Consider the following 24,474-nt stretch of genomic DNA (forward strand, 5'->3'; position numbering starts at 1 on the left):
TTTATAATAAGGTTCAAGTCCTTTTAAACCTTAATTTATATTTAATCTTATTTAGTTATAGTTAATAGTAAATGTTGCATTACCATTTGCTAAACCCGCAGTAACAGAATCTGTTTTAGCAATATAACGAGCTCTAAAATCTAAATTATTTTCAATATTTTCTTTTAATGGATAGGCTTTAGATGCTGTAAATAAAGGTACTACAACATTCGCATCATCCGTAATTTGAATACCCACTCCAGTTGCTACACCCGACTCTTTTTTCAGGGCAATAACACTGTCATCACCTACATATGAATCTGCGTCAAATTTAACAGATGCAGTGGTCACTGTTTTAGGGCAATTAATTAATTTAATTGTGAATTTTGTCGCTGCGGCAGTACTTCCGGTACTTGGTAATGCTTTTTTAGAGACGGTACCTAAATTAACTTTTAAAGCATCAGAACCCGCAGCTAATTCACATGCGTTATCTATAATTTCCCCTGTAAAATCAATAGTACCATCCGCTGCTAATGCATTATTAGTGACAAAGATAGTCGCTGCAGCAATTAATGTTGCAAGTAAGCTTTTTCTCATTTTTTTCTCCGATTAATTTTTATTAATAAAACCAAATTAATTAAAAAACACTTAATTAACTCAGTATGTGAGTATTATCTAATTGTTTTTTATAATAAACAAGTTTTGGTTATAGCGGTATAATATTCATTTTTTTGATTTAAATCAGAATTTAAAACCAAGCAAACCCTTTATTAGTTAATCAATGAAGTTTATTTTTGATTATTTTAAATTTTCATATATTGATACAACATTGTTAAATCAAAATAAAAGTTAAATACTATTTTTTATTAATAAACACATCTTTTATTTCATTTTATAACGCATATGGTGTGAATAAAAAAAAGTATTATTTCCTCTTAATAATAAAAGCTACTTTTTATTCTATTTGATTAAAATAACTCTTTAATGTGTTATTTTTGAACAAATTCCGACTTAACCTATCAGTTACAAATTGAATGAAAAAAGAATAAAAAATATTATTTATAAAATGTATGGCTTTATTGTCATAGACAAAAAAAGAGCAAGGTTTCCCTTGCTCTGATTTAATATCGGAGTGCTTTTTAGATAGTTACATAATCTCAATTACAACGATTAATTTGAAAACCACTTCTTATTAATCTTAATCAGCGACATTCTTATCTGGCATATAGGAACCAATATTATAAGCTTCTAATTTTGGTGCTTTATCAGAATTTAAGTCAAAATTTAATATTGTTATTGTTCCTGGTGTTGCAGGTAATAAAAACTCTGGAGATAGATTTAAAAAGACTTTGCAAGCTGCGCGGATCACACCACTATGCACAACAGCTAATAAATCACTATCTTCTTTACGTACCCATCCTTGTAATGCCGCACCAATACGATCGCAAAAATCAAACCAATTTTCGCCTTTAGGTGGCGTATATGTACCTGCTCGCCAATTTTTATATTTGTCTGCATGGTGTCTTATAAGTTCTGGTTTTCTTTGTCCTGTCCATTCCCCCATATTTAGCTCACGCAATAACGGTTCTTTAACTGCTTCTGGATGACCGACAATCTCTGCGGTTTGTACTGTTCTGCCTAAATCTGACGTAATAATCCGAGTTGGCGATAACAATTTAATGCTCTCTTTTATCGCCATTGCTTGATTAATACCTTTTGGTGATAAACATGAATTAGCATGTCCTTGTAAGCGCGATTCCATATTCCATAAGGTTTCACCGTGTCTTAATAAAATTAGTCTCATTATTATTCCTTAATTTAATGGTTTAAAGACCATATCCAAGAATTTGGAACCAAGTAAATATCGCAATAGAAATTACCGATGCCCCAACAAAACAAGTAATTAATCCATATTTCATTTGCTCTAACACACTAAAGTAGCCGCTTGAGAAATAGATAGTATTTACTTTCGAATGTGGTGGTAAGGTAATGGTATAAGTCAGTGTAAATGACGCAGCTAATGCCAATGTAACCGGATCCATGCCCAATGTTTTAGCAAGTGCAATAATGGCTGGAATTAAGATGGTTGTTTTTACTGTTTTACTGGTAAAAATTAAATGGCTATACATGCAGATAAAGACAACCACAATATAAACCATTGTAGTGCTCATATTTTCTAGCCCAAGCCCATAAACCATTTTACCAATTAGCCATTGTGCGCCTTCTGTAGATTCTAAGGTGTTACCAGCCGCATAAGCACCTGCTGCAAATATCATTAGATCCCATTTGATATTGGCTTCATTCCACGTTAATAAGCCAATACGAGGCATCAGGCAAAGAATGGCAGCAATAACAGCGGTCATATAAACGCTAATCTTGAAGCCAAACATATCTTGGTGATAGCTTTCGGTTGCCCATAAGAACACTGCCATTAAAAAGATATACATGGCTTTTTTCTCATTCTTAGTAAGCGCACCAAGCTGAGAGCGTTCTTGTTTTAATTTTCCCAGTGAACCTTCGAAATCCACCTCTCCTTTGAAGGAAAATAATTTTAATCCAATAAAAAAGGAGATAGTCATACCAACAATTGCCAATGGGAAAGAGGCAATTAGCCAATCCATATAACCAATAGAACCACCTGCTTGTGAATTAATAAATCCAACCGCAATAATATTGGCAGCAGTTCCTGTCATAACACCGGATGTTGCTAAAGCGTCAGCCTGTACCCCTTGCAACATCATTAATTTCCCGTAATTGCTTTTTCCAGGGATCGCCTTATGTATCTCTAATAAGATCATACAAATCGGCACCATTAATGTCGCACGTGCTGTTGTTGAAGGTACAAAGAAAACTAAACAGAAGTTAATTAATATCAGGACAAATAATGCTTTTTTGGGTGTCTGACCAAAGTTTGTGATCATCCATAAAGCAAAGCGTCTGGCGATATTCGATTTGATCATCGCTGAAGTTAAAACAAAAGCTGAAACCATCAACCATATAACGTCATAACCTAACGTCCCAAAAACAACTTTCTCTTTTGCTACAGTGCCTGTTATTGGTAATAACACAATGACTAGCATCGAGGTTAAATAAATAGGCAAAGAACCACAAACCCATAAAATTAACGCTGCGCAAAAAATAGCAATCGCTTTTTGCCCTTCAATACTTAATCCATCTGGCGTTGGCATAAAAAATAGAACTAGCAATACTAATAGAGCTAAAGGTATTCCTATTGTTTTTAACGTTATTTTATTACCGTTTTGTTTTGGTGATGATGGCGCTGGTTTAGCGATATCATCTCGCTTCGCAGTCTTTTCCATAACCGATTCCTCTTAATATGTAGGGTAGGAAAATTCAGTATAGAAATATTGAGGTATAAAGATAATTGTATTAATATATTATTACTATAAAAATAATTTATGGTTTTGATATGAATTTAAGCCAATTAGATGCCTTTCTATTACTTGCTAACGGTTTTAATGTGACAGAAACCGCAGAGCGCCTATTTTGCACTCAGCCCAGTGTCAGTATAAAAATTCGAAAATTGGAAGAGGAGTTACAAACAACATTGTTCGAAAGGATCAACAATCGGCTTTATTTAACGCCTCAAGGTAAGGTATATCAACAATACGCAACCCAGATTATTAATTTAGTAAAATCCTCTTCTGAGCATATGCGACAATTTGATGATCCCTCTAAAGGTGAAATTAAGTTTGGCGCTAGCCATTTTGTTGGTGTTTACCTATTACCACAAATTATGGCGCAATTTAGAGAACAGTATCCTGACGTAAAACTCAGCATGGATATTTCCAGTTCGACACAACTTATCCATAAACTTGATACCCAAGAATTAGAGTTTTTAATCATGTCAGATCATATCTATTTAGATCCGACTGAATATCATCTTGATACTTTCCTTATCGATCCCCTCGTGCTTATCTGTTCTCCAACACATTGGTTAGCCAAAAAGAAACGTTGCAGATTTTCTGATATTGAATCTGAAGTTTTTCTGATCAAGCCAGAGCACTCTGCCACTCGTGATTTTTTATTAGACAGGATCAAAGAAAATAATACAGAGATCAAAAATATAATGGAAATAAATAGCTTAGAGGGGATCAAGCAAGGTGTTATTCATGGATTAGGAATTTCTGTTTTATCTCGCTTATCTATTTTACAAGAATTAAAATCAGGCCTTTTATGTGAGATTTCTTTTGATGATATTCAATTTAGCCGAGGCATTCGTTACTTTCATCATAAAGAAAAGTATATCTCTCCTGCTACTAAGAATTTTTTATCCGTTTTACAATCTCAAGCTCAGATTTTAACTAAAGATATCAATAAGTAAATTGATTATCCAATCTCTTATTTACCTTGTTTTAGGGATATTCGCGTATCAATATCTCTGTTAAATCGTTATGATACATCCTCAATTTTCTACCTTTTCTCTAATACCGTTTAAAAGGATTTTATGCGTAAAACACTCTCATCCTATCACCCTATTCTTTATACTTTGAGAGTGGCACAACGTCGTTTATTTCGTTCGCTAAGCTGGCGATTTTCAGGCCGGAAATACAGTAGAGACATTCAACCAAAACAACGACTTTTATACCGTTATCTGAAACATACATCTAAATTAATTAGTCGCCGTGGCGAAAGTGATATTCAATTACAATACAATAAAATAACAAATCTTAAATTAGTTGAAACAGCACTTGATGGCGTCATTATCCATCCTGGTGAGTATTTCTCTTTTTGCTATCTAGTTGGAAAACCTAGTTATAAACGAGGTTTTATTGACGGCATGCAACTTTCTTACGGTGAAGCTAGAAAAGGTGTCGGCGGCGGAATTTGTCAGGCAAGTAATTTAATTCATTGGCTAGCACTACATTCTGAATTAAAGGTGATTGAAAAAGCTAATCATAGTTTTGATCCTTTTCCTGATGAGGGAAGAGTTCTTCCTTTTGGATCTGGCGCTGCTATTTTCTATAATTATGTGGATTTAGTTTTATATAATCCAACACCTTATGATTATCAAATTAAATTACATGTAGCAGAGCATCAATTAGAAGGAGAATTGCTCTGTAGCGAAGCGAGGGAGTATCGCTATCATATCTACGAAAAATCCTCTGCGTTTATCAAAAAAGGAGAGCATGTGTATCGCTGCAATGAAATTTGGCGAGATATTTATACTAAAAATAATGTAGGTGCTTTCCCTAAATTACTGAAATCTGAATTACTTTATAAAAATAGTGTTGTCGTAAAATATGATATTTCAGATGAACAATTGGATTAATCACAGTAATTATTTTTAACATTCTAAATTAAACTTCCTATTATCAATAAAAGATTACATTATTCTTAAAATTAAGACTTTATTAAAATATAGCCTACTTTTTATTTGGAAGTCATTGAATTATCAAATAGAAACTATATCTATTTATTAGAGTCAAAGAATGGTAATTATGCTTCTATTTAATAGGTAATATAATGATGATAAAACTTGATTATCCACAAGAATTAGAAGTTGGTGATATCGTATTTACATGTATTGGTACCTCTTTATTTCGTCAAATTTCCTCCGCTTCTTTATGCTGGAGTAATCATGTTGGCATTATTGTTGGCCATAATGGTGAAGATTATTTAGTGGCAGAAAGCCGTGTTCCACTATCAACAACAACGACATTAACTCGCTTTATTAATCGTTCATCAGGTAAACGCTATGCAATACGCCGTTTATCAACACAATTATCAGATGAACAAAAAAATGCACTTATCGCACAAGTCCCTGAAAGATTAAATAAGCTTTACCACACAGGATTTAAATACGATTCTTCCCGGCAATTTTGCTCTAAATTTGTTTTCGATATTTATAAATCAGCACTTTCTATTCGTGTAGGTGAAATCGAAACCTTCCAAGAGTTATTAAGTAAAAATCCCAATGCTAAATTAAAATTCTGGAAATTATGGTTTATTGGGCAAATCCCGTGGGAAAGAACGACCGTCACTCCAGCAAGTTTATGGCAACATCCTCATTTATCTTTAATTTATCGTAGTCATGAAAGTATTAATTAACATATCACATTAATATGCTACGAAATAAAAAGAATAACATAGCCTTCCATTCTTTTTTTATAAAAATCAGGACAAAAAACTCTCCCTTTCTTTGTAATAGGGAGAGTTTTGGTGTAAAACTAAAAAACAATATTTTGTAAATATGACTTAATTATTATTTATCTATTATTCGTCATTTAGGGATCACCATGAAATACCAAGATGTTACGAAATCACCCTGTGAGAATGCTTATTTTTTAGTTTTTAACCTCACCCACTCACCTGAAAATCGCGAAATTCTGATCGATTTTTGTAATAATTTTTCTGGCCTAATACGTAGTATGAGGACACGTTTTCCTGAATTGGAAACAAGCTGTGTAATGGGATTCGGTGCAAATGCATGGACAACATTATTCCCCAATCAAGCAAAACCCAAAGAACTAAATACCTTTAAAGAAATCAAAGGTGATACTTATACTGCGGTTTCTACTTCTGGCGATCTCTTTTTCCATATTCGTGCTCTCAAAGTTTCTGCTTGTTACGAATTAGCCTCTATCATCAGCCAAAAGCTAAAGAATATTGTTACACCTGTCGATGAAGTACATGGATTTAGATATTTTGATGGGCGTTCTATTATTGGTTTTGTCGATGGAACTGAAAATCCTGAATATGAAGATGAGCGTGCTTCTTATGCCGTTATTGGTGATGAAGATCCTGAATTTACAGGAGGTAGTTACGCCTTTGTACAAAAATATATTCATGATATGGAAGCATGGGAAAAACAGCCTCTTATCGAACAAGAAAAAGTCATTGGTAGACATAAGTTCAACGATGTTGAATTAACCGATGAAGAGAAAGAGCCCGGTTCTCATAATGTTGTCACTAATATTCAAGATGAAAACGGTGATGATTTGAAAATTGTCAGAGCCAATATGCCTTTTTCCAATCCATCAAAGAATGAATATGGTACTTATTTTATTGGTTATGCACGTTATTTTTCAACAACCCATCGTATGTTAGAAAATATGTTTGCAGGCACACCTGAAGGTCATACTGATAAATTACTTAAATTCAGTACCCCTGTAACAGGCACATTATTCTTTGTTCCATCACCCGAGTTTATGGATGATCTAGCGTAATTTTCATTGCAAGTAGATATATAGGGCGGTATTTATATATCTACTTTTTATTCTCAGATAGCAGTTCTATTTCTTGGTTTATCTTGTTCAATAACAATTCAAAATTAGAGTAAACCTGCCCATAATCATCGATATATTTCCATCCATACCAATAATTTACTCCTATTTTATAAGAGGTATCAAATACGTTATTTAATAGTTTAACAATTTTTTCATTAAGTCCTGGTTCTTTATAAGAATGAACTTTCACACCAATATAAATATTCGAACTATCTTTTTCGATAGCAACAGAAAATTTATTTTTATTATAATCGATTAAAACACCAACATACTTTTCATTTATCTCACAGTTGTCATCTGAAAATTCTAACTGAGGATAATCATTTTTTATTTTATTTCCCCATAAAGTAAAAACTCTTTCTATTTCTCTAATTAAGAGAGTATTTAAGTTTTTTCTTAATGATTCTGTATCATTAATGATCTTTTTTATTTCATCAATTCCGTCATCAATGTAATTATCAGATACATTTATTGCATTAAGAATATAGTCATTTATTTCATCATTCATTTTATTTTTTTCTTTTTCATATTTATTTAGAAATTTAATTTCCAAGCTATCTTTATATTGATACACAAAAGAATCAAAAACTTTATTATTTTTATCAGTTTTATTTATCTGAGGGTAAACATCTTTTTCTAACCACATTAATATTTCACATTCAAATGAAGAAAGTTTAAAATAAACCTTATTACTCTCTTTATACTTACCAAGACTCTCAGGCAGGTAATCTTCTTTCTTATATCCCGTTAAATACAAAACAAAAATATTCTCTTCTTGATACCCATCAGAGATAAATTTTTCAATATATCTTTCTAATTGTCGTTCTTGATCTGGCGCATTACAAACTTTACTTTCTATTATGATTGCATAAAATCCATCTTCAATACTAATATCAACTCGATTCTTTTCTGTTTTAATTTTTAGTTCTTTATAATTAAAGATAATTTCTTTCTTTAAAACCCGTTTTAAAAAAGAAGGGATAAATTTATACTCATTACCTTTTTTATTATTTAATATTTTCTTTAAAATAATACTATGCTTATTTTCATTAATATTAAGAACATCGACTAAATTAGTAGAGCATAAAAGATTATCTTCTAATTCATCATGTTTTAAAACCGTATTTCTTGCTAAATTTATGATGGTTAAGTATTTGTTTTTTACTGATCCATCACAAAAATCTCCCTGTTTATCAAAAACAGTCATATACCCTCTTAAGAAAAAAACCATCATAACGATGGTTTTTTATCTGAATCAATTATAAACCAAATACATTGACATAAAATTCTTTGCCATCATCCGTGCTTTCGATGGTATAAGTAATTGGAATAGAGTTCTTACCGCCTTTACCTTCAAAAGAAAGTTCAGCAGCACACGAATAAGTATCTCTTTTTTCGTCATGTTCACGTGTACGTACACTTTCCACTTTGATCTTAATTTGATCGATCACGGCTGCCATTTTTTGGTCACGTAATTCGTCTTTTGTAATATCAACCACTAAGTTCTTTGCTTCAGTACTATCACAATTAGGTGTTCCATCACCACATCCAACCAAAGGTAATGTTAATGCGCCTAATAATGCTAATTTTAGAATTCGAGTTTTCATGCTGATTATTTCTTCCTTGCTGACAAGATAAAATATTTTTCAATATTTTACCTAATAATTATCTTGCAACAATATCGAGTTATAATAGTTAGAATAAGATCACGATAGAAATTAATATTAAAATTTTAAGACAATCATTAAGTAAAACCGGTGGTTTTTAACACTAATATTAATCTACTTCTGCCACTTGTATTTTCATTACACCAATAATATCAACTCGAATATTACGAGTGTCTGCCCGTCCTTTATCATCCACCGCACGAATGCGGTAACGGCCACTTTCTTTTGGCTGCCACTCTATTGAACGCTGATTGGTACTGTTACCCAAATAAGCATCGTCAACAAACCAGTAAATTATATTACTGTCATTATCTGCTGTTGCATTAAATACAATGGATGTATTCGGCGTTGATGTTCGTCTAAAGGTGTAAGTTGTATTTCGTAATGGCGATAATATACGAGGAGGTGTTCCTGTCACTGCCATATCCCCATTTTTACAATGAGCAGTAGAAGGAGGGGTTCGCTTCGGTAGCCCTGCTTGAGCAAATACTTTAGCTAAATCAGAAGGCCAATATTCAAAAATTTCGATATTTACCTGATCTTCATTATACGGGGGACAGACAACCTCTCCCGTCGTTTTATCAATTGCTAGAGGCCGATAAATAGCATCCACTTTAATCGGTGATTTTCCTGGAATAAACCATGTTTTACCCTTACGTTGACACCATGGTGTAGGTAAATTACCACTCGCCAGACAAATATCGACTTGTTTAATATTTTCAGGCAGTTTAAATCGAGGCTCTTTTAACTTCGGATAGTCTGCAACTATATTATCTATAATATTAAAAAATAGAGGTGCAGCAGCTTCGGCACCAATTAATGCGCTGTTTCCTTTACCATCAAAGTTACCTATCCAAACCACTAAAACATAGGGGCCAAAGATCCCACTACTCCATGCATCACGAAATCCCCAAGAGGTGCCTGTTTTCCAATAAATGGGTAAAGCCATAGATTTTTGCGCCAAAGTATCATCAGGTCTTCGATGTTGCCCTAACATATCTAGCGTGATAAAACTTGCTTCTTCACTTAGCAATCGAATAGGTTTGGCAATAGTATCCGTACTTTGCATTCTTAATGGTTTAAGCTCTCCTTGATTAGCTAATATTCCATAAAGCTTTGCTAACTCTTGTACCGTAATTTCACCGCCTCCAAGCACCAGCGATAAACCATAATGTTTTTCACTGGCCATATTACTAACACCTGACATTTGTAAAAACTGATAGAGCGTAGGCTGTTTCAATTGCGAAGCTATGGCTACTGCTGGGATATTTCGGCTGTAATTGAGAGCTTGAGTAGCAGAAATAGGCCCTAAAAAGCGTAAGTCAAAGTTCTCTGGCGCATAACTGCCAAAGGTTGAAGGCACATCTTTTAAAATTGTTCGAGGATGTAAAATGCCTTGCTCTAATCCTAATGCATAGATAAAAGGCTTTAATGTTGAACCCGGTGAACGCTTTGCATTGGTGCCATTAACTTGCCCATGAATATCAACATTATAATAATCAGCCGAACCAACTAGCGCTTTAACGCCCATATCTCGTGTATCAACAAGGATCACTGAGGCATTTTTAACACCAAGGTGTTTATTTCGTTCAATAAATGCATCAACTTGTTTCTCAACTAATTTTTGTAATGGGAGATCAATTGTTGTCACTATGGTTGTAGGCTTTCTTGGATTAAACCTTTCCTGCTTTTCAATTTGTTCAACTAAATGAGGCGCTATATAAGGCATCTTCTCAGGCTGGCGTAGCCGAAGCGGTAATTGAAAGAGTGCTGATAAATTGGCATCTTTAGGATGCTCTTTTAACCAATAATCATAAAGCTGGTTTCGCGTTTTCATTAAAGAAAGGCTAATGCCATCACTATTTGGCTCGATTCGGTAACTCGGTGATTGAGGTAATACGGCAAGTGTTAACGCCTCAGGTAACGTTAATTCTTTAGGATTTTTATTAAAGTAAATCAGGCTTGCTGCCCCAACACTCTCTATATTTCGCCCATAAGGTGCATAGTTAAAATACGCTTCTAAAATATCATGTTTTGAATAACTAAGTTCTAATTGAATAGCGCGTAATACTTGAACAAGTTTTCCCCCTACATTTCGCGTATTTAATTGCCAATGCATACGCGCTAATTGCATTGTAATTGTAGAGCCACCTTGTAATCGTTCACCATAAATATAACTGACGAAAAAACCACGAATTAAACTGTAAGGGTTAAAACCTATATGATAATAAAACCAGCGATCTTCATATCGCATGGCGCTCTCAACCATTAAAGGCGAAATGTCGTCTAAATCTGTCCATAATCGATAACGCTCATCATTAGCAAGTGTTAAGCGAAGTAGGTTGCCATTGCTATCATAATAAGCTGTTGAAGATAAGAAACCCTCTGAAAGTGCTGGATGAGGAAATAATCGAAATCCTACACAAAAAAGGGCAACTAAAAAGCCACCCATCAAAATATTTTGTAAAACACGCTGACTTCTGACCATCTTAGAATAACCACAAATCAGCGTTAGAAACCCAACTTAATTTCATTTTACACTGCCATTATTTAACGTCGGTTTATTAACAGTCATAACTCCTTTACCAACAGCTAATGCTTGTATTTCTCTATCATACATCGCTTCTGCAAATGCTGGCGGTATTGTAAATACCCCAGAATTAGTCGCTTTAATTTGATAAACAAATTCTTGTACCTGTTGGTTAGCCCTACCATAAATAATGACTCTGTCTTCTCGAATATCACTGTATTCTGGTGACCAGCGTGTTCCTTTTGATCCCGTTGGTGACAACCATTCCACTTCAGGGTTATCAACATCATCCATTGATTGCTGTACAACCTCAAATCCTCCCGGAAGTAAGTCCACCAGCACAACATTATCAACACCCTGCTTTGCATTGGCTCTGACTTTTATATGTACATAAAGCTTTTCACCTAACGTTGCACTATTTACAGACTCACCTTTTTCATTCACGTAATCACGAGAAATTTCTAATCCTCGTGAAAGCGCTTCTTTAGGTTGCTCACTATCAAAACCAGACTGTGTAACAACATACCAAGCAGGATTATTTGTTGAGTTATTAAATAAAACTTCGTTAATACCTGCACCAAACTGGCCAATCGCAGTTGCATTTGTCATTGATGAGATCACTATTGGCGGATTTTCACCTTTTTTAACGCTCACTGTTAATGGTTGTGCTGACGCTGTGGTGCTTTGGATCTGTTTAGTGTAATGCTCTAATGCCAAAATACTCATCGCTGATGATTGTGTGGTATAGCGCTCCTCTTTAAAGCGCAATACCATATTCTCTAAGAGCTGCGGTGGAATATCAGTCGCTTTTTCAGGAAAATGTTTCACAATCAAATACAATCTTGTACTGTCTAGAACCAGCGGATCTAAATAGTTTTGCGACCACCATGCTTTACTATAAGCCTTGCTTAGCTCTTGCCATGTGGGCTTTAACAACTCGTCAGCTTGCTTATCCATTTTCAGCATTTTGTAAGAAGCAGCTAAATATAAAGCACCTAAATCACTCTGCCATGTTTTTGGATAGTTCTTTTGCATACGCGTTTGAATAGCAGCTATTTCACTGGTAGTAACTTTGCCTTGACGCGTTAGCAAATAGACTGCAAAAGCACGCATTCTAAGTTCATCTTGATTATTTAACCCTACATTGACGGCAAGCTTAGTTAAATATTCATTAGATGATCGTAATAATGTATCAGATACAGGGTAATTTGCTTCTTGTGCCTCTAGTAAAAATTGAACCACATATAAGGTGACAAAAGGGTCTGTCGATGGTGTAGAGCGCCATGTTCCTATCGCCCCTTGCCCATTTTGACGAGTGAGTAATGTCGCCATTGTTTGTTCAAGCTGAGAACGAATTTTATCTTGTGAATAGATCGCCTTCATTTCAGGGTTACGTTGATGGAATAACAACGGTATTGCCTGACTGGTTATTTGCTCTGAACAATTATAAGGATAATTAGCTAGATATTGAGCTAATGCACTACTGAGCACCAAAGGAGAGTAAGATACACGCGCATCTCTTTGCGCATACTCATCATACATTTGACGAATATACGTGACACTCTGCTCTTTTCCATCCATACGACCTAAGCTTGATTGAGTTCGATAAGCTGAAGCAGGGCGAATAGAAAGATTCATCGTTCTTTGAGTCACTTTGCCTTCATTATTCACTGAGAACGTGATAGCGCCATTACCCAATTGCGATTTCGCTTTTACTCTAAAGGAAACTACCGTTTCTTTTTTCTCACCTAATTCTAGTTGATAACTCTTTTGTCCTATTACCTCTAATTGAGCTTCTGGTGTTATCGTGACATCCAGTTTTGTTTTAACACCATTAAGATCAGTGAGATTATTTGCAATACCTAAAGTCACATCAAATTCATCATTTGGTGCGACAGTCGTCGGTATATGTGGGCTTAATACAAAATCATCACGCACTGTAGTATAACGTTGTGCATTCCCTATACGATTTTGGGTAACAGATATCGCCATTATGCGGATCTTGCCATTAAAATATTCAGGCACTTTATAATTAAAGACAGATCCACTCTCTACTTCCGTAATACCAGACCAATAGGCCACCGGTTCTTCTTTTTTACGTTTGAATGGGTTTAAATAGAGATCAACACCTTCTCCCGCATCTCCACCCGGTGCCGATGTCAGTGACATCATTTTGCTAAACTCAGGCAAGATAAGATCGAGTATTTGTGTGCTTTCAACTTCTAATGATCGTTTACGGAAGAAGTAATCCAACGGATCTTTTAATTTATATCGTGCAACTTGTAAAATGCCTTCATCAACAGCAAATACAACAACTTGTTGTGGAGTCTCTGTTTTTACAGTGATCGGCAAGGTCTCACCTGGCTTAATAACCTCTGGTGATTGCAATTCAATATTAGCTTGGAAATTTTCACGACTCACTTTAAACGGTATAACACCATAGCTAAGTGGACTCATAAATATTTCATCAGAGTTAATATCTCGAACAAATTGGACATTGATATAACCATTACCTTGTAACTCATCAGGAACACGGATCTTTTGTACTGAACTTGTTGTTGATGATGTAAACCACTGCCAATGATAAACCTTATCTTTTTCTATAGTGATAATGCCACTGCCGATATAAGGCGCATTAATGGCAATTTCTATCTCTTCACCAGCTTTGTATGTGTCTTTGTTTAAAGTGAGTTGTAGCTCTGCTTCCCGATCAAGAGATCGCGTAACATTCGCGTTTCCTGCGACCGTATAATTGATACGGTTGAGCACATTACCTGCTTTATTTTTGACTAATAATACAAAATTACCCGGTGTTTGCGTCTCTAATAAAAAGTGGCTACCATTTTCATCAATAGAAAATGGTACTTCATTAATAAAAACTTCTTTTAATTTAGATTGATATTTATAAACACCCGAATTTTGGCGAGTTAAAACAGAAAGGTATTTTTGCTCATAACGTTCTAGTGTGAGCGCCTCTTGGGTGACTTGTTTTAATGTTGGATCAATGGCGATGAAATTGAGATTACGTTGTGCATTTTGATTGATATAGTCAAGTGTTCCGTCTGCTTTTACACCAACGAGATAATCGTGAGGAGATACCATTACACGGGCCGCTGCAGTGACTGAGCGACCACTTCCTGCATCAAAAGCCTCAGAGATAAGTTGTAATTGATAAGTTGCATCATCATAGGACTCTAGCCCTAAATCAATATCAGCTATCCCTTCATCATTTGTTGTCGTCTCTTCTAACTCTGTTTCAAAGCTATCATGATTACGGCGGTTTTCATAAAAACGATAATCAGAATAACGTGAGAAATTAGGATAAATTGGTCGTAACGTTAATTTAGATACAACACGTCTATCTTGTGCTGGTGTACCAAATAAATTTTGTACGTCAATTGATGCTTTTAATTCAGAAGGTTTAACCCACCCTTGTTGCCTATTAGGTTTCAGATTAAGTGCAACTTTAAGTAAATCAGGTTCAAATTCTTTAACGACAATGCTCGTACTGCCTAATAAACTGGCATCTTCATTATTCTTACCCACCAAGTAAAGATAAATATTCCAATCTCCAGTAGGCGAATTTTCTGAAGTAGTATAATTCAATTCATTAAAACCAAACTCGTTTAATGTCATGGAATTATTTAACATTAATGTATTACGAGGATCACGAATTTCAACACGTAGAGGTACACCTTCAATAGCCGTTTTCCAGTCAAATGTCCGTGTAATTAGCCCAATATTGAAAGTTTCACCAGGTCTATAAACACCTCTATCAGAAAAGAGAAAACTATCAAGAGTCCGAGGATCATTGGGCGTTTCATCACCATAAACATCAAAGCGAGAAAGATTTAGTTGTCTATCGTAATAAGCATTTGTCGGTAAAAATGAAATATCCCCTTCTTTTTCCACTAAAAAAAGAACCGCAGTTTGTTCATTTCTAAAGTCTTTAAGCGTTGGAAAAGCAACATGCCCATCAGCATTAGTTATTTTGCTAAGTAACGTTGTTCCATTTTTAGCAATGACAGAGACTTTCGCGTTACTAACCGGTTCACCACTATAAATAGATTGTACAAAAACATCTCTTGAACCATTAATCGAGGATTTCGCGATAATGCCTAAATCAGTGACAACAACAAAGCGAGCATCAGAAACCTCTTCATCATCGTCATCATCATCTTCATAATATTCTTCGTCTTCATCATCTGTTCTTGATGCTTTGTTCGGATCCCAAGAAGTCAGTTTTAATAAAAATATGCCACGTTTAGCATTAGGATCAGCAGATAAATAGCGACTTAAATCGATACCCTTATATTGGGTTTCACCTTTATTTTCATTGTTAAGCGCTGTTTGATAAGTAAAATGCTCTGTAAAATATTCATCATTCAGACGGTTAAAATTTGTTGAAGTAAAATATTTATCTTTAAAAGAAACGATATGTTGTAACTGATTTGGAATAACTCGCTTAATATCTAATTGTAACCCCGGAAGATTACGAGCAGAAACGGTGATCCGTTTATCTCCTGTCATAGAAAGTAAAGCGCCTTCAGATACAAAACTCAGCATTTGTGGGTAATCAGGGACACGGACGATTTGATAACGATCTTCTTTTAATTGGTATCCTCCAACAGATGTTATTCCACTTGAAATTTTAACCAATAAGGAGCGATAAGCAGGTGCATTATATTTAAAAGCAAAGGTAGCCTGATTTTCTTGCTCATTATCACTTATCTCAAGTGTTAATTTTTCTGACTGTTCAAGAATAGTGTTACTAACATCATTCAAATTCCAATCGTAATAATCATCTTCACCTTGGTTAAGGTCAGCATTTTGTATTTCTAAATTATGTTGAGGTAGTAGCCATGCACTAACTTCATTTTTTATCTCTTTCTCATTCAACGCATCATTTAAAGAAACAATAAGCACACGCGCATCTTTACCATTTTCAGACTCAACAAGCTCACTTTCTATATTGGAAACACTAAGGCTATATAAGCTTGGAACATCCACGCTATAGGTTTTTTCTTTTGATGTTGAATTTGCTGTCACTGCACTCACAACACCAGGTGCAATTTTAAGGAACACTTTGCTACTAATATCTTTTAGTGCTAACTGTTCAGAATGAACCCATGCCGTTAATTTCTTATTATCATAATTAATAACATATTTTAGTTTCTCATTATCGCCATATTTCATTGAAAGCCGTTTTTCAAAGCTCTGAATATCGACAGGGGCATTAAATGCAATTTTAATAATGGCGTGCTTTTGAGCAGGATTCTGAGGATCTTGATAAAACTCACCACTCCCTAAGCGATAATCAAAAATGGACGTTTTAAATTCATATTTTTTTAATTTAAGTGAAAACTGAGGTGCTAACAACAGAGATTCATCGAGTTCTATTTGATATTCGCTTCCCATTGCAAATGGTTTTTTCGCTGTAAAAACAAGGGTTGAACCATTTTGCCAATGCCAATTACCCTCAATCGCAGGTGTTAATGTCACACCTTCAGTGACTTCTTTATCAATAAGTGTAATCGGTGCGGCAGAACGTGAAAAAGATAACGTTATTTTCTGTGATTGAGGATTGTCACTGGCATAATTGATTGGCGTAGGGGCAGTCAGTTTTATATCAACTTTTTGCACAACAATGGGAGCAACATCAATAGGAACAGGGCGATTAAGATAACTGTGATAACCGTAGTAACTACCGAATGATGCGACTAGAAGAAAAATAATAGAACCTAATACCGTTTTCGGGTGGTCCACTATACCCTTTTCAATATTTCTCAAATGCCGAGCAACAAAACTAATCCATATAGGTGTACTCCATTGTATTTGTCCTATAAACGGGCTAAGTATTTTTTCAAGAAGACGAATACAAAAAACAATAGCCCAACCCAATAAACGGATCAGTTTAAACGGAAGGCTAAGTAAAAAGCGCAATACATCCATATAGATAGTCCTAGATTGCTCTGATAAAAATACATTTTTTTATCAGTAAAATTAAGTCAAAAATTGAAATAATTAGGGTTTCTGTAAGTAAATAAGCATTAGTACTTATTAATAAATAAGTATATAAAGACAGATTACATTCTTAATATTTTTTTCCTAGCATTCAACTCTATTTCAAGACTCTTCTGAACTTTAGTTTGAATCATCTTTTTCTAATAATCATTTTATGTTTAATAAAATACAGAATAAAAGGCAATTTTTGCGAGAAGAATCGCACTATTAAAGTGCGATTTACATTTTCTCGGCGCAAATATTACTTCGCTATTAAAGAGTTATAATTCTCTATCAAATATTTATATTCATTTGAAATCGTATTTATGCTACTCGATATATCTTTATTCTCATTGAGTTTTTTCTCTAACACTTTTAACTCAATAACAAGTTGTTGGTATAATTCTAAATATTTTTTAACTGAATAATCAGAGCCTTTCATATTTTCTTTATTCAGCAATGTTTCGTCACCAAATATTTTTTCTAATTCAATTGATTGAGCTTCAATTTTGGTAATTGCAGCAGAGAGTATAGCCACATCTATTTTATCTGGGTTCATTGAATCAAGTGTGTTGGTTACTGTATCCAGTGATTGCATAATTTGATAGCGAACAACCAGACCTTCTTTTTTCACTAATTCAAGCTCTTCAATATGCATTGCTTGATAATAGTTTTCATATGCATCAGCAGCTTTTTCTTTCTCATCGATTAGTTTGGCATAAGCATTTTTCACTTCTTCATACAAATTACTGGCTTGAGCAAAATCATCTAAACGATAAGTCTCTTTTACAACCAGATAATCACCCAGCTTTAGCAGTTTTTCATATAAATCAACATAACTTTCACCATAAGCATTACCTACAGCATCTAATTCTGGAAGTGTGGGAGGAAGAGTTTTCATAAATTCAAAAGATTCTTTAGCACGCTCTGCTCCTGAAGCACTCAAATGCATAGAGAAAGCGCTTCTAACAGGCATTATCGCACTACTCGCTTTCATTTTTTTTATTTGGTCTGTTTCAGTTTCGAATATTTTGAAAGGTGTTAAATCAATGCTTTCACCATTATCAGAACTTAAACTTGTTAAAACTGTTTTCGTATTATCTAAAAGATTAACGTTAATTGTGCCTGAAATTCTGCCCGTTTTTTTCTGTATAATGGTGCCAAAATCTTCGTTAAACGTTGCTAACCACAAATTACCTTTTTCAATTTTTTGACTAAACTGAACTTCATCTGATTGGATATTTTTTGAATCAGGTTGAGATTGTGTTGTTTGCTCTGTTTTATTTTTATCTTGCGAGGGTGTTCCTGTATTCGAATTTTCATTTGAATTATCACAACCTACTACTGATATTAATAAAAGACTTATTATCGATGCTAATATGCTCTTTCTCATAATCCCTCATTATATTATTAAGTAATTAACTCGCTATAGACTATAATGAGTTTAATAATTAATGACTATTATTTATTAAATTAATTTTAAGAAACATAATAACACTCTTAATAAGAGTATTAACATTTGATTAACGACGTACATTTACTTAAACATAATATTATATATTTATAAGTATTTTTTAAAGATTTTATAGATATCTATATTAACTATTTTCAATTCCTTCTTTTAACGCCTGAGCAATAAGCTTTAATATAAAATCCATAAAGCAGGTACTATCACTCTGTTTATCAACCTCACCTAATACTCGATAATAATCATCTTGATGTTGCTGGATAAGTGTTTCAACTGGCAACCAAACTAACCCTGTACGCGATTTACTTAAAATAACAGATTGCCATAATCGTCCCATTCGGCCAATTCAAAGTGTAGCTAGGCGACTAGTAAATGAGTCGCTAGGTGTGAGTTCGGTCGGTGAATGAGGACCTTGTTTATCGGGAAGGTTAATCTGATTAACCCAACATAGGCATAAATGATGAAGTTGACCAAAAAAACAAGTTATCAATACACTGTCGCTGCCACTTGTATTGCCCAGCCCCTACCTGATGTTCTCGCTGCTGATAAAGGATTACGAACAATTCTAAGCACCAATAAATGGGGGCTGGCTAAGCTGCTTGACCGTGAATTACTTCCGATCCTCTTCAAGTACGATAGATTTTATTAGCAGAAACGGATTCGATGAATAATGCCGCAGTGAGTACTGCGACATTATGAGGCTGCTAGTTCTGCCAGTCATTTAAAACAGGAGGGAGGAAAGGAGACTCATGGGATGTATACTCAAACAAGCAGCTCCTTGCGTCATTTCAAGCCTGAATGATTTCCTCCAAACCATGCATCTTCCTTAATGTGTTTATGATGTGATCATATACCCTTATTCATTCAAACCGCAGGTTCGTTGGCTGCGCTCAGCCTGCAGCTTGAATTACATTGGGTATATATACCGGATTAAAATATCAATTAAGTAAGGTAAGTATTGTATTTTGAATAAATAACTTTTTTAATGTTTTTAGTATTGGAAGACATATTGAGAATAACGCAACGTGCAGAAATTTAAAGGGAAATGCGAAGGTTTATCGGTGCCGGTTAAATAACCGGCACCAGGGAAATTAACGCCAGCGTTCTGTCGCCCAGGCGACCTGCTGTTGTGCGTCGTGGAAAGTCCAAGCCACGAAGCGACTGATTTTTTGCCCCTGCGCCATTTCAATGGTACGGACTTCGGCCACACCCACCAGCTTCAACGCGTGATAAATCGAAGGCAAGGTAGTGTTTTTAGAAATCAACGAGGTGAACCACAGGCAGTTTTGCGCCAAGCTAACGCTCTCCTCTACCATTTTACGCACAAAGGCTTCTTCACCGCCTTCACACCATAGCTCTTTATTTTTGCCGCCAAAGTTCTGTACCGGCTTGTCGGCTACCTCGCCTTTACCCAGCTTGTGCAGTTTGCGGCGGGTGCTGGCTTGCGCTTCCTGTTCAGAGCTGTGAAACGGTGGATTACACAGTGTGGCATCAAATTTCTCCGCCACGCCGATGATGCCGTTCAAAATAAATTCGGGTTGTTTTTGTAAACGTAGGCGCACTCCGTTTCTCAGTGTCGGATTCATCTCCACGATCATTTTGGCCGTATTGAGCGATACCGGATCAATCTCCGAACCGGTAAAACGCCAGCCGTATTCACACAGGCCAATAATCGGATAAATACAGTTGGCACCAACACCCACATCAAGGATCGCCACGCCTTTACCGCGAGGGAACTCACCGCCGTTGCTGGTCGCCAGCAGGTCGGCCAGATGGTGTAAATAGTCGGCACGCCCAGGGATCGGCGGGCACAGATAATCGGCGGGAATGTCCCAGTGTTCGATGCCATAAAAATGTTGCAGCAACGCACGGTTGAGCATTTTAACCGCCGCAGGATCGGCAAAATCTACCGAGCTATCGCCCCAGGCATTCGGCTTGACGAACGGCTCCAGTGCAGGGCAACTGGCGATCAAAGCCGGAAAATCATAGCGTGAGCGATGACGGTTACGCGGGTGCAAGCCGCTTTTCTGCTGTAGGAAGGTTTTCTTTTTTTCCACCGTGAAGGGCTCTCTTAAAGGTATTTCTGACGCGTACGATACCATATACCCTATAGCTTTCAAATTACAGCTAACAGCTCAGGATGAAACCGTATTAAGCCTGCATTCAGAGTTTATGCCGGAATGCCCTGCTCTTTATACCCAACGTCATTCAAGATGCAGGAAGGCGGCAAGGGAAGATAGACAGGGAACATACATCAGTATGTGACCCAGCTGATTAGGTACGGCCAACGAACCTGCAGTTTGAATGAATAAGGATATATACCATCCGTTTTAAGCAATAAACTGCCTAAATGTAAGATTTAATAAGCTGATTTGACCAAATTGAATACATTAACGCCAAACATGGAACAACTAACACAAAATGTAAATCGTCCAACTAATAATATCTGCACATAATTGGATTATATTCCATTATTAAAGTGTCCTGTTTGATTAAAGCAGATCATTGTTCCTGTTTTTTATATTGCTTTTCTTCTTTTATCTCAGTGACAGGGCATCAGCCAAATTGGGCGTAACTGGGCTACTATAACGGTAGAAAAATGTCTTAATGCCTGTTGCGCCACAAAATACACGTAACCTGTATTCTCACTCGTATCAGCCCTAACTTTACTATTCGGTTTCATGGCCTCATTTTGCTGGCTACTTTTGGCTCATAAGTGCTACCTTGTTTAGTGCTGACTATAAGATAATTAAAACAACAGACTGAAACCTTGTGATATGATCACACAATGCTTGTGAAATAAAACGACATTCAGTGTAACAATTGATTTTCACAAATAAACCAAATTTCAATACGTTAAGACAGACAACAACATGACTGACATTCAACATTTAGACTCCCACACACCGATGATGCAGCAGTATCTGAAAATTAAAGCAGAGCATCCTGAAATCTTACTGTTCTATCGTATGGGTGACTTTTATGAACTGTTTTTTGACGATGCTAAAAAAGCCTCTCGCTTATTAGATATTTCATTAACAAAACGAGGTCAGTCTGCGGGACAACCTATTCCTATGGCAGGAGTTCCCCATCATGCCGTTGAAAATTATCTCGCTAAATTAGTGCAATTAGGTGAGTCTGTCGCTATTTGTGAGCAAATTGGTGATCCTGCAACAAGCAAAGGTCCCGTTGAACGCAAAGTTATTCGTATTGTGACACCAGGTACTGTCACTGATGAAGCCTTACTTGAAGAACGCCAAGACAACCTTTTAGCCGCTATTTGGCAAGATAAAAATGGCGCATTTGGTTATGCTACATTAGATATCACATCAGGACGTTTTCGAGTTACTGAAATGCCTGATAGTGAAAGCATGATAGCTGAATTACAACGTACCCATCCAGCTGAATTACTTTATCCAGAAACCTTTGAATCAATGGCATTGATTGAGCGCCAGCAAGGCTTGCGTCGTCGCCCTATTTGGGAATTTGAACCTGAAACAGCAAAACAACAGCTCAATCTACAATTTGGTACTCGCGATTTAACAGGTTTTGGTGTTGAGAATGCACATCTCGCGCTCTGCGCTGCTGGGTGTTTATTGCAATATGTGAAAGATACACAACGTACCTCTCTACCTCATATCCGTAGCATTACCATGGAACGTCCTCAAGATTCGATTATTTTAGATGCGGCAACTCGTCGCAATCTTGAATTAACACAAAATCTTGCAGGTGGTACTGATAACACACTGGCATCTGTACTTGACCTTTGTGTTACCCCTATGGGAAGCCGTATGCTAAAACGTTGGATACACACACCATTACGCCAACGTGAACAACTTATTAAACGTCAAGACGCAATTAGCGCATTGCAGCCTCTCTATTTTGAGTTACAACCTTTTTTACGTCAAATCGGCGATTTAGAACGTGTATTAGCACGTTTAGCGCTACGTTCAGCACGCCCTCGTGATCTATCTCGTATGCGTCATGCTTTTCAGCAATATCATGATATTCATCAAGTGCTTGAACAAGCTGATATGCCTTACATTAAAGAATTACAAAAGCGTATTAGCCAGTTCGATGAATTATGTGAACTACTTGAACAAGCCATTGTTGAAACACCGCCAGTATTAGTACGTGACGGTGGTGTTATTGCCTCTGGTTATAATACTGAATTAGATGAATGGCGAGCATTAGCCGATGGCGCAAGTGATTACCTTGATAAACTTGAAATTCGTGAACGTGAAAAATGGGGTATTGATACACTTAAAGTTGGCTTTAATGGTGTACATGGTTATTACATTCAAGTCAGTCGCGGACAAAGCAATTTAGTGCCTATGCATTATGTTCGCCGTCAAACATTGAAAAATGCAGAACGTTATATCATTCCTGAGCTAAAAGAGTATGAAGATAAAGTCCTGACTTCGAAAGGTAAGGCGCTGGCAATTGAAAAAATGCTCTATGAAGAAATTTTTGAAAAATTATTGCCACACCTTACTGCATTACAAATCAGTGCAGAAGCTTTAGCTGAAACAGACGTTCTCTCTAACCTTGCAGAGCGCGCTGAATCATTAAATTATACTCGCCCAGAATTAAGTGAGAAAACAGGTATTCAAATCTCAGGAGGACGTCACCCTGTTGTTGAACAAGTTCTTAGTGAACCTTTTATTTCTAACCCATTACAATTGGCACCTCAACGTCGCTTATTAATTATTACTGGCCCGAATATGGGTGGTAAAAGCACTTACATGCGACAAGCTGCATTAATTACTTTACTTGCCTATATAGGTAGCTTTGTTCCCGCAGAAAAGGCATTAATTGGCCCTGTTGACCGTATCTTTACCCGCGTGGGGGCTTCTGATGATCTTGCTTCTGGTCGCTCTACCTTTATGGTGGAAATGACCGAAACAGCCAATATTTTGCACAATGCGACTGAAAACAGCTTGGTTCTAATGGATGAAATTGGTCGAGGTACATCAACTTATGACGGGTTATCTTTAGCTTGGGCTTGTGCTGAAAACTTAGCTAATCGCATTAAAGCAATGACACTCTTTGCGACCCACTATTTTGAATTAACCACATTACCTGAAAAACTTGAGGGTACTGCAAACATTCACTTAGATGCTGTCGAACATGGTGACACCATTGCCTTTATGCATAGCGTTCAAGAAGGTGCCGCAAGTAAAAGTTATGGTTTGGCTGTAGCCGCACTAGCGGGTGTTCCTAAAGAGGTTATTCGTCGAGCCAAACAGAAGTTAAAAGAGCTCGAAATGTTATCTGGTCACTCTGGCTCTGGTCATGTTGAAACGTCACAATTGATGTTATTAACAGAGGCTGAACCTTCTGCGATTGAATTAGCTTTAGATAAAATCGATCCGGATGCTCTAACGCCACGACAAGCTTTAGAACAACTTTATCGATTAAAAGAGATGTCCAAATAGGACATAAAAATCAAATGAATGATCAAAAATGGCGTGGTGTTTATCTTCACTGCGCCATTTTTATAACAGTTTTTCTATTTCTATCACAGTTAATTACACTATTTCACTTATGTGATTCGCTGTTATATCGTTTTTTATT

General features: G+C 36.0%; 15 protein-coding genes. 5 read left to right on the forward strand and 10 right to left on the reverse strand.

Features of this window, described 5'->3' with window-relative positions:
• Positions 1–51 precede the first annotated feature (51 nt).
• The 3 genes from LW139_RS16495 to LW139_RS16505 all read right to left on the reverse strand — a co-directional run bounded on the left by LW139_RS16495 (position 52) and on the right by LW139_RS16505 (position 3,299).
• Positions 52–576, reverse strand: a complete 525-nt coding sequence (locus LW139_RS16495; protein ID WP_166539764.1) for a fimbrial protein — start codon at positions 574–576, stop codon at positions 52–54.
• A 601-nt stretch (positions 577–1,177) separates the two neighbouring features.
• Positions 1,178–1,783: a histidine phosphatase family protein gene (locus LW139_RS16500; RefSeq protein WP_109409767.1), complete on the reverse strand. Its 606-nt coding sequence runs from the start codon at positions 1,781–1,783 to the stop codon at positions 1,178–1,180.
• A 22-nt stretch (positions 1,784–1,805) separates the two neighbouring features.
• On the reverse strand, positions 1,806–3,299 hold the full coding sequence (locus LW139_RS16505) for an SLC13 family permease (protein WP_166539763.1): 1,494 nt from the start codon (positions 3,297–3,299) through the stop codon (positions 1,806–1,808).
• A gap of 110 nt (positions 3,300–3,409) precedes the next feature.
• Here LW139_RS16505 and LW139_RS16510 point away from each other — a divergent pair, with 110 nt between their 5' ends.
• The 4 genes from LW139_RS16510 (at position 3,410) to LW139_RS16525 (ending at position 7,169) form a co-directional block, all read left to right on the forward strand.
• The gene (locus tag LW139_RS16510) at positions 3,410–4,324 is read left to right on the forward strand and encodes a LysR family transcriptional regulator (RefSeq protein ID WP_227335983.1); all 915 of its coding nucleotides are present in this window, start codon (positions 3,410–3,412) and stop codon (positions 4,322–4,324) included.
• A gap of 123 nt (positions 4,325–4,447) precedes the next feature.
• Complete coding sequence (locus LW139_RS16515) at positions 4,448–5,272, forward strand: VanW family protein (protein WP_166539761.1); 825 nt, start codon at positions 4,448–4,450, stop codon at positions 5,270–5,272.
• Between the two features lie 197 nt (positions 5,273–5,469).
• The gene (locus LW139_RS16520; protein WP_247851233.1) at positions 5,470–6,051 is read left to right on the forward strand and encodes a YebB family permuted papain-like enzyme; all 582 of its coding nucleotides are present in this window, start codon (positions 5,470–5,472) and stop codon (positions 6,049–6,051) included.
• 188 nt (positions 6,052–6,239) lie between these two features.
• Entirely contained in the window at positions 6,240–7,169 is a 930-nt protein-coding gene (locus LW139_RS16525; RefSeq protein ID WP_227335984.1) for a Dyp-type peroxidase, read from the forward strand.
• A gap of 40 nt (positions 7,170–7,209) precedes the next feature.
• Here LW139_RS16525 and LW139_RS16530 read toward each other — a convergent pair whose 3' ends face one another.
• From LW139_RS16530 to rlmF, 7 genes are all read right to left on the reverse strand, one after another.
• The gene (locus tag LW139_RS16530) at positions 7,210–8,436 is read right to left on the reverse strand and encodes a PD-(D/E)XK nuclease family protein (RefSeq protein ID WP_247850264.1); all 1,227 of its coding nucleotides are present in this window, start codon (positions 8,434–8,436) and stop codon (positions 7,210–7,212) included.
• 52 nt (positions 8,437–8,488) lie between these two features.
• Positions 8,489–8,836, reverse strand: coding sequence for a hypothetical protein (locus LW139_RS16535; RefSeq protein ID WP_072070169.1), 348 nt, complete (start codon positions 8,834–8,836; stop codon positions 8,489–8,491).
• 169 nt (positions 8,837–9,005) lie between these two features.
• Positions 9,006–11,384, reverse strand: a complete 2,379-nt coding sequence (gene pbpC / locus LW139_RS16540; RefSeq protein WP_247850265.1) for a penicillin-binding protein 1C — start codon at positions 11,382–11,384, stop codon at positions 9,006–9,008.
• A gap of 42 nt (positions 11,385–11,426) precedes the next feature.
• Positions 11,427–17,378 carry an alpha-2-macroglobulin family protein gene (locus tag LW139_RS16545; RefSeq protein ID WP_247850266.1) on the reverse strand — a complete coding sequence of 1,984 codons (5,952 nt, stop codon included), beginning with the start codon at positions 17,376–17,378 and terminating at the stop codon, positions 11,427–11,429.
• A 313-nt stretch (positions 17,379–17,691) separates the two neighbouring features.
• A complete protein-coding gene (locus tag LW139_RS16550) occupies positions 17,692–18,822 on the reverse strand; it encodes a DUF3829 domain-containing protein (protein WP_227335988.1) in 1,131 nt (376 codons plus the stop codon).
• 205 nt (positions 18,823–19,027) lie between these two features.
• Positions 19,028–19,234: a hypothetical protein gene (locus tag LW139_RS16555; protein WP_227335989.1), complete on the reverse strand. Its 207-nt coding sequence runs from the start codon at positions 19,232–19,234 to the stop codon at positions 19,028–19,030.
• A gap of 754 nt (positions 19,235–19,988) precedes the next feature.
• Complete coding sequence (rlmF, locus tag LW139_RS16560; protein ID WP_247850267.1) at positions 19,989–20,954, reverse strand: 23S rRNA (adenine(1618)-N(6))-methyltransferase RlmF; 966 nt, start codon at positions 20,952–20,954, stop codon at positions 19,989–19,991.
• An 816-nt stretch (positions 20,955–21,770) separates the two neighbouring features.
• Between rlmF and mutS the strand changes: the two genes are divergently transcribed.
• Positions 21,771–24,335: a DNA mismatch repair protein MutS gene (gene mutS, locus LW139_RS16565; protein ID WP_166539753.1), complete on the forward strand. Its 2,565-nt coding sequence runs from the start codon at positions 21,771–21,773 to the stop codon at positions 24,333–24,335.
• Positions 24,336–24,474 lie beyond the last annotated feature (139 nt).

Origin of the sequence: Proteus vulgaris (genome assembly GCF_023100685.1) — a bacterium.
Taxonomy (GTDB): domain Bacteria; phylum Pseudomonadota; class Gammaproteobacteria; order Enterobacterales; family Enterobacteriaceae; genus Proteus.